We start from the raw sequence: 2,916 nt of genomic DNA on the forward strand, positions 1-2,916 counted from the left end.
TCCGGGGTGCAGATCGCCGACGAACTGCAACGCTCCGGGCGCCAGGTGTACCTGTCGGTGGGTGCTCACGACCGCCCACCGCGTGCCTATCGCAACCGCGATTTCTGCTGGTGGCTGGGCGTGTTGGGTGAGTGGGACCAGGCCGCGATGAAACCCGGCCGCGAGCACGTGACCATTGCGGTGAGCGGCGCCCACGGCGGCAAGACCATCGACTTCCGCGAGCTGGCCCAACAAGGCATGACCCTGGTCGGCCTGACCCAATCCTTCAACGGCAGCGTTGCGAGCTTCCAGCCCAACCTGGTGGAAAACCTGGCCCGCGGCGATGAGAACTACCTGGCCCTGCTGGATGCGGCGGATGCCTATATCGAGCGTAACGGCCTCGACCTGCCGCCAGAGCCCGAAGCGCGTCGCGTATTCCCCGATGCCGAGTGCATCAAGCACCCGATCCTGGAACTGGACCTGGCCAAGGCCGGTATCACTTCAATCATCTGGGCCACCGGCTTTGCCGTGGATTACAGCTGGCTGAAGGTCGATGCATTTGACGCCGCCGGCAAGCCGCAGCACCAGCGCGGCGTGGCCAGCGAGTCGGGCATCTACTTCCTCGGTTTGCCATGGCAGTCGCGCCGGGGCTCGTCGTTTATCTGGGGGGTGTGGCATGACGCCAAGTACGTGGCCGACCATATCGCCATCCAGCGCCAATACCTTGAGTACCGCGAACCGGCACCGGTTGTTCACACCTCACCTGTCAGCGCCTGATCACTTTTTTCTGGAGTTTTTTTGATGCCTACTCACACTCGCATCCGCATGTTCAACACCAAGGAAACCTACCCTAACCAGAGCCTGGACAATGACCTGTGCCAGGCCGTACGCGCCGGCAACACGGTGTATGTACGGGGCCAGGTGGGCACCGATTTCGACGGCAACCTGATCGGCCTTGGCGACCCGCGCGCGCAAGCCGAACAGGCAATGAAAAACGTCAAGCAACTGCTGGAAGAGGCCGGCAGCGACCTGAGCCACATCGTCAAGACCACCACCTACCTGATCGACCCGCGCTACCGCGAGCCGGTGTACCAGGAAGTCGGCAAGTGGCTCAAGGGCGTGTTCCCGATCTCCACCGGGTTGGTGGTTTCGGCCCTGGGCCAGCCACAGTGGCTGATGGAAATCGACGTGATTGCAGTCATTCCCGAGTAACCCAAGGAGGCACGACATGACCTTTTCAATCGTCGCCCGCTGCGCGGAAACCGGCCAGATGGGCATTGCCATCAGCTCATCGAGCATCGCCGTGGGCGCCCGCTGCCCATGGCTGCGGCCCGGCGTGGGTGCGGTCTCGACCCAGAACATCACCCTGCCCGCCCTGGGCCCGGACGTACTCGATCTATTGGAGCAAGGCCTTGCCCCTGCCGATGCCGTAGACAAGGCCCTGACCCGCAACGGCTACAGCCAATACCGGCAACTGACGGCGATTGATCACCTCGGGCGCACGGTGCATTTCAGCGGCAACGAAACCCTTGGCACCCACAATGCGGTGTCGGGCGAACAGTGCGTGGCCGCCGGCAATATGCTCGCCGACCGCGCGGTGATCGAGGCGATGGTCAAGGCCTTCGAGCAAGGCGAAGGCCAACTGGCAGACCGCCTGCTGGCCGCGATGCATGCAGCCATTGCCGCCGGGGGCGAAGCCGGGCCGGTGCATTCCGCCGCGCTGGTGGTGGTGGGCGAGCTGACCTGGCCGATCATCAACCTGCGGGTGGATTGGGCCGACGAGCAGCCGATCGCCGAGCTGCAAAAGCTCTGGGACGCCTACCGTCCACAGGTGCAGGACTACATCGACCGCGCCCTCGCCCCGGACCGCTCCCCTGGCTACGGCGTGGCCGGAGACGACCGATGAGCACCAGCCGGGAACTGCTGCAGGCGCTGGTGGGGTTTGATACCACCAGCCGCGAATCCAACCTGAAGCTGATCGAGTTCGTGCGCGATTACCTGGCAGGGTTCGGCGTGCCTTGCGAGTTGATCTACAACGATGAGCGCAGCAAGGCCAATCTGTTCGCCACCCTCGGCCCGGCGAATGTGCCCGGGATTGTGCTGTCGGGGCACACCGATGTGGTGCCGGTGGATGGCCAGCCGTGGACGTTGCCGCCGTTTGAGTTGACCGAACGCGACGGCAAGCTGTTTGGCCGGGGCACGGCGGACATGAAGGGCTACATCGCCTGTGTACTGGCGCTGGTGCCGGCCTTGGCAAGCGCAGACTTGCGCATGCCGGTGCACATCGCCCTGTCCTACGACGAGGAAGTCGGCTGCCTTGGGGTGCGTTCGTTGCTCAAGGTGCTGGAACAATGGCCGGTGAAACCACTGCTGTGCATTATCGGCGAGCCCACCGAGTTGAAGCCGGTGCTGGGCCATAAAGGCAAGCTCGCCATGCGCTGTGAAGTGCATGGCGAGGCCTGCCATTCGGCGTATGCGCCCCAGGGCGTGAATGCGATCGAGTATGCGGCCGAGTTGATTGGTGAGCTGGGGCGAATCGGCCAGCGGCTCAAGGTGCATCAGGACGAGCGCTTTGACCCGCCGTTCAGCACCGTGCAAACCGGGGTGATCTCCGGGGGCAAGGCGTTGAATATCGTGCCTGCCGATTGCCGTTTTGACTTTGAAGTGCGCGCCCTGCCCTCGATGGACCCGGGTGAAGTGGCCGAGGAGCTGCAAGCCTATGCGATGCAGCAGGTGTTGCCGCGGATGCAGGCGGTGAGCCGGCAGAGTGCGATTCGCTTCAGTGAGTTGTCGGCGTACCCGGGGCTGGCCACCGACCAGCGCAGCCAGGCGGCGGAGCTGATTGCGGCGTTTTGCGGCTCGCGGGAATTTGGCACCGTGGCGTTCGGGACCGAGGGTGGGTTGTTTGATGCGGCGGGCATTCCGACGGTGGTGTGC

3 protein-coding genes and 1 pseudogene are annotated in these 2,916 nt (G+C 64.2%); all 4 read left to right on the forward strand.

Annotated elements, in window-relative coordinates; all coding sequences use genetic code 11:
* A pseudogene (locus HX869_RS31200) lies at positions 1-756 on the forward strand (FAD-dependent oxidoreductase); the annotation flags it as partial.
* Between the two features lie 24 nt (positions 757-780).
* Positions 781-1,191: a RidA family protein gene (locus HX869_RS31205; RefSeq protein ID WP_003207327.1), complete on the forward strand. Its 411-nt coding sequence runs from the start codon at positions 781-783 to the stop codon at positions 1,189-1,191.
* 16 nt (positions 1,192-1,207) lie between these two features.
* The gene (locus tag HX869_RS31210; protein WP_003207324.1) at positions 1,208-1,885 is read left to right on the forward strand and encodes a DUF1028 domain-containing protein; all 678 of its coding nucleotides are present in this window, start codon (positions 1,208-1,210) and stop codon (positions 1,883-1,885) included.
* A partial coding sequence (argE, locus tag HX869_RS31215) for an acetylornithine deacetylase (RefSeq protein ID WP_178904179.1) occupies positions 1,882-2,916 on the forward strand: 1,035 nt, incomplete at its 3' end. The genes HX869_RS31210 and argE, both read left to right, overlap by 4 nt.

The sequence above is a fragment of the Pseudomonas sp. P7779 genome (assembly GCF_013386315.1).
Lineage (GTDB): Bacteria > Pseudomonadota > Gammaproteobacteria > Pseudomonadales > Pseudomonadaceae > Aquipseudomonas.

Coding starts and splice junctions, on each gene's coding strand:
- HX869_RS31205 (WP_003207327.1), top strand. CDS start 781: ATGCCTACTCACACTCGCATCCGCATGTTCAACACCAAGGAAACCTAC.
- HX869_RS31210 (WP_003207324.1), top strand. CDS start 1,208: ATGACCTTTTCAATCGTCGCCCGCTGCGCGGAAACCGGCCAGATGGGC.